The organism is Paenibacillus sp. P22, assembly GCF_000469945.2.
Classification (GTDB): domain Bacteria; phylum Bacillota; class Bacilli; order Paenibacillales; family Paenibacillaceae; genus Paenibacillus_O; species Paenibacillus_O humicus.
On sequence record NZ_CBRA020000263.1, the window covers coordinates 1 to 5097 of the forward strand.

Genomic DNA, 5097 nt, shown 5'->3' on the forward strand with positions numbered 1-5097 from the left:
TGCTGCCGCCGCTCAAGCGGCGCTTCCGGCTGGGAGCGCTGCTCGCCGCGAGCTCGCTGCTCTCGGCGATAGGCGGCCTGATGCTTGCCCTGGCCGCCTCTGCAGGAATGATGGCTGCGGGGCTGTTCGTGGACGGCATGGCGGGAGCCGTCAGCACGGTCTGCATCTGGACCTACCGGCAGGAATCGACGCCGGCCCATCTGATCGGCCGCATCAACGGCCTCACCGGTTCCATCTTCAAGCTTGGCATGCCGCTGGCCATCTATGCCGGCGGCTGGGCGAGCGAGCTCGGCTCCACGGCTCACGTGTTCCTTGCCGCCGCCTTCATCCATCTGTCCACGGCCGCCGCATGCCGGTTCAGCTCTTTATGGAAAACAGCATGAAAGAGGCGCATGACCAGGTAATACCTGGTCATGCGCCTCTTTTGAAAGATCGATTAAAGCTTGCGAGCCCAATGGCGATGCGCCGCGACCGCTTCGACAAAGGCCTCTGCCGAGCCTTCGGCGCTCACGATGCCGGGATCGCCGGCTTGCGCCTTCAGTCCGGCGAGCTCCAGCAGCTGAGCGGCATCTTCCGGGCTGCCGAAGCCGATCGCCTTGAAGTGCTGGAACGCTTCCTTCAGGAAGTCCGGCAGCTTCGGATTCGGCTTCAGCATCGCGAGGCTCGCCTCCCCGCCGGCGACGAATACGGCATCGAAGAGCACCGAGTCGCTCGTCAGGAAGCTGTGCGCCGCTTCCACCTCGCTGCCGTCGTCTCCGCTTACCATGCCAAGAGTCGAGCTGAGGTATTCCGGCAGCGCTCCGGCCGCCGTCAAGGCAGCGGCCAGCTCAGCCGTCTCCGCGCCGCGGAAGCCGTCCGCGACCACAATCGCCACCTTGCGGTTTTTCGCCGACTTGACCGTATTCATGATGCTGAGGGCCGGCGAGGAAGCCCTCACTTCCGAGCCCCCGTTCAGGTCCGCCGGAGGCTGCGCTCCGATGTTGGCCGCGACGGACGCAGCGAGCTTGCCGCTGACCTGCGCGAACATGTCCACGACGCCCTGGCGGATGTTCTTGTCCTTCACATGCCCGAGCTCGAAGCTGAAGGCGGAGATGATATGCTGCTTCTCCACCTCGGACATGCTGTTCCAGAACAGGATGGCCTGGCTGTAATGATCCTTGAAGCTGTCGCTGCGCTCGCGCGTGACGCGGCCGTCGACCTTCTCCTGATAATGCTTGTAGCCGTCCTCGGTCGTATGCGGCGAGCCTCCGGCGATGCCGTTCTTGTGATAAGCGACCGGACCGCGGTTGATCGTCATCCGGTGCATGCCGTCGCGCTGGTTGTTGTGGACCGGACACATCGGACGGTTGATCGGAATCTCATGGAAGTTCGGACCGCCGAGACGGGACAGCTGCGTATCCGTGTAGGAGAACAGCCGGCCCTGCAGCAGCGGATCGTTGGAGAAATCGATGCCCTTGACGAGATGTCCCGGATGGAAGGCGATCTGCTCCGTTTCCGCAAAGAAATTGTCCGTATTGCGGTTCAGCGTCAGCTTGCCGATGCGCTGCACGGGCACGAGCTCCTCCGGCCACAGCTTGGTCGGATCGAGGATGTCGAAGTCGAACTTGAACTCCTCCTCTTCCTCAAGCACCTGGATGCCGAACTCGAATTCCGGATACCTGCCGGCTTCGATCGCTTCGTACAGATCGCGGCGGTTGAAGTCCGGGTCCTTGCCGGCGAGCTTCTGGACCTCGTCCCAGACGAGGGAATGAGTGCCGAGCACCGGCTTCCAGTGGAACTTGACGAAGCGCGCCTTGCCCTCGGCGTTGACGAGCCGGAACGTATGGACGCCGAAGCCCTCCATCATGCCGTAGCCGCGGGGCAGCGAGCGGTCGGACATCGCCCACATGATCATATGGGCGGTCTCGGTGTTGTTGATGACGAAATCCCAGAACGTATCATGCGCCGACTGGGCTTGCGGAATCTCATTATGAGGCTCCGGCTTCACCGCATGAATGAAATCAGGGAACTTCATCGCGTCCTGAATGAAGAAAACCGGCATATTGTTGCCGACGAGATCGAAGTTGCCTTCCTCGGTGTAGAACTTCACGGCGAAGCCGCGCACGTCGCGGACCGTATCCGCCGAGCCGCGCGAGCCCGCTACCGTAGAGAAGCGGACGAATACCGGCGTCTTGACCGACGGGTCCTGCAGGAAGCCGGCTTCCGTCAGCTCCGCCATCGGCTTGTATACCTGGAAGTAGCCATGAGCGCCGAAGCCTCTGGCATGGACGATGCGCTCCGGAATGCGCTCATGGTCGAAATGCGTCATCTTCTCCCGGAAATGGAAATCCTCCATCAAGGTCGGACCGCGCACGCCGGCTTTCAGGGAATGCTCGTCCTCCGCCACATGCAGGCCTTGATTCGTCGTGAGCCTCTGCCCGTCGTTGTCGACGGTATGCTGCGCGAGCTGCTCGTCCTTGCTGCTTCCGGCTGCGGTCTGCTTCGGGTCCTGGCTCATTCTTCGTATCTCCTCCTTAAGGGGTTGGAAGGTGCTTTTGCATGGCTGAAAGATCAGCTGAACATGAGCACTTTTCCTTACCCTCGGCCGCCCCCGGCCAATCACGCTCGGAGATGCGGATGGGACCGAACAAGGCTGATCAAGGGGCGGAGATGGCAGGGACCAGCGGCTGCGCCGTACCGACGGCCGCGCGCGAGGGCTCTGCTTCGATATGGAAGGCGTCCAGCTTCTCCTGAAGCAGCGCCGCCATCGCCTGCAGCGATTCCGCAGAGCCGGATATGTCCTGCATGGACGCCATCTGTTGTCGGCTTCCAATCGCCGAAGCCCCGGAATGTTCGGCAATCGTGGAAGCAAGCGACAGCAGCTCGTCGCTGGAAGCCAGCATCTGCTCCATGGAGGCGGACAATTCCTCCGCGGAGGCGGATACCTCCTGAGTTTGCTGGGCCACGGTCGTCATGGAATACGCCACGGAACGGAACGCCAATTCGGTATTCCCGATGCTCTCCGATCCCCGCAGCACCTCTTCCATCCCTTTTTTGACCGACTCGACAGCCTGGTCCGCATGCTCCGCGATGCCGAGAACGAATTCGGAGATGCGGGCCGAAGCTTCCTTCGTTTCCTCCGACAGCTTTTTGACCTCCTGAGCCACGACGGCGAATCCTCTTCCGCCCTCTCCCGCCCGGGCGGCCTCTATGGAAGCATTCAAGGAAAGGAGATTCGTCTGGGAAGCCACTTCGTGAATAAAAGCGGCCATTTCCTTAATTCGGCCGGATTGTTCGACCAGATTCTCGACGTTTTGAGCGGCTCCTTCCATGACGACCCGGATTTCGCCCATTTTTCCTTTCGTCTCCGACATCAGTCGGCTCCCCATGTCCGCTTGCTGCAGAGCCTGCTCGGAGGACTCGGCCGTAATAGAGGCCGCTTCGGCTACCCGCTGCAGGCTCATGGCGCTTTCCTCCATGGCGGTCCGGCTTTCATTCATCCGCTCCCGTTGACCGGAGGCGGATTCGGCGATGGCGCGGACCGATAGGGAGATGCGCTCCGATTCGGAGGCAGCTTGCGCCGATGCTCCCGCCAGCTGGCGGGAAGAAGCCGCAAGCTCTCGGGCATTTTGATCGATGGTTCGAAGGAGCTGGCTCAACTGCTTTTTCATGCCGTTCACGGCAAGGGTCAAGACGTTCAGCTCCTGGATCGAGGCAGGGGCCAGATCATCTCCGGTCAAGTCCCCCTCCGCGATTCGCCGCGCGGCGCGTGCGGCCGCGTCCACCGGACGGGAGATCCGCCTTGAAATGAGCAGAGCCGCAGCGGCTCCGAGGAGCAGCGCGAGCACGACCACGGCTGCAAGCAGCTTCTGCACGTCGGCCACATGCGCCGCCGCCTCTGCTTGAGATGCCGCAAGCTGGCTTTGCTGGAAGCTCTCCAGCTCCTCCGCGGCGGCCGACAGCTTGAGCGCCATAGGAATGCATTGCTCCTCTACCAGCTTGATATACCCTGCCGTATCTCCTCTCTCCTTGTAGCCGGCTATCGTCGCTACGATTCCCGCGTACTCGGCTTCCAGCCGCTCCAGCTTGCCTGCAAGCTCCTTGGATTTCTCCTGCTTCAAGCTTCCTTTGAGCTTCTCCATCCCTGTGGCGAAGGACTGCCGGTCGGCCTTGTAAGCGTCGAACGATGCTTGTTGCTCCGTAATCAGATAGCCGCGGACGTTTTTTCGCCTCGCTGGCCGCCCGATATTTCAAATCTTTGATCAGCAGTATTTTTCCGACCCGGTCCTGAATAAGGGATTGATACGTTCGATGAAGCGAGTTGAGCTGATTCCAGCTCACAGCTCCGACCAAAAGAGTAAGCGCGAGCACAACGGAGAAGCCTAGCAAAAGATTGGTCCGGATTTTCATCCTCTTTAACCCCCGATAAGTTAGATACTAAAAAAATATTTATACCCATGAGTATATTAGACTTGATCGGATTAAGCTAAACCATTCTTACCGCCTTTAAACAAAAAAAAAATAAATCGGGAAGGCATTTAAAGAATGGACTGATTTGAGAGGGTCTGTCAACTGGATGCAAAAGCGCGAAATCGGCTGGAAATGACTCTTCATATATGAAGGGATGTCTGATCCCCTTCCATATCCGACCGGTTCACTTGCTTTTTGAAACCTGATCACGAATAATAAGTAAGCAGGGGCTTCCGCCCCTGATTTCAACGCTCCCAAAGGAGGATGTACGATGACTGCATCTGACCATACACGAATTCCGATCTCGGTGCTGGATCTCGCCCCCCGTCGTGGAAGGCTCCACTCCCGCCGAATCGTTCCGCCGCACGCTCGAGCTGGCTCGCCATGCCGAAGAGCTCGGCTATACCCGCTACTGGCTGGCGGAGCATCACAACATGCCCGGCGTATCCAGCTCGGCAACCTCGCTCGTGATCGGGCATGTCGCCGGAGGCACGAGCCGCATCCGCGTCGGCTCCGGCGGCATCATGCTCCCGAACCATGCGCCGCTCCAGATCGCCGAGCAATTCGGCACGCTGGAGTCGCTCTACCCCGGCCGGATCGACCTCGGTCTCGGCCGCGCTCCCGGCTCCGATCAGCCGGCATCCCGCG

At 60.4% G+C, this 5097-nt stretch carries 2 protein-coding genes and 3 pseudogenes; 2 read left to right on the plus strand and 3 right to left on the minus strand.

Annotated elements, in window-relative coordinates; genetic code table 11:
* Nucleotides 1–383 (plus strand): annotated as a pseudogene (locus tag BN871_RS28700) (MFS transporter); the annotation flags it as partial.
* A 53-nt stretch (nt 384–436) separates the two neighbouring features.
* Here BN871_RS28700 and BN871_RS25280 read toward each other — a convergent pair.
* From BN871_RS25280 to BN871_RS30400, 3 genes and pseudogenes are all read right to left on the minus strand, one after another.
* Nucleotides 437–2497: a catalase gene (locus BN871_RS25280; protein ID WP_048749861.1), complete on the minus strand. Its 2061-nt coding sequence runs from the start codon at nt 2495–2497 to the stop codon at nt 437–439.
* Between the two features lie 139 nt (nt 2498–2636).
* Nucleotides 2637–4121: a methyl-accepting chemotaxis protein gene (locus tag BN871_RS25285; RefSeq protein WP_048749863.1), complete on the minus strand. Its 1485-nt coding sequence runs from the start codon at nt 4119–4121 to the stop codon at nt 2637–2639.
* Between the two features lie 109 nt (nt 4122–4230).
* Nucleotides 4231–4389, minus strand: a pseudogene (locus BN871_RS30400) (MCP four helix bundle domain-containing protein); the annotation flags it as partial.
* Nucleotides 4390–4720: 331 nt separating this feature from the next.
* Here BN871_RS30400 and BN871_RS25290 point away from each other — a divergent pair.
* A pseudogene (locus BN871_RS25290) lies at nt 4721–5097 on the plus strand (MsnO8 family LLM class oxidoreductase); the annotation flags it as partial.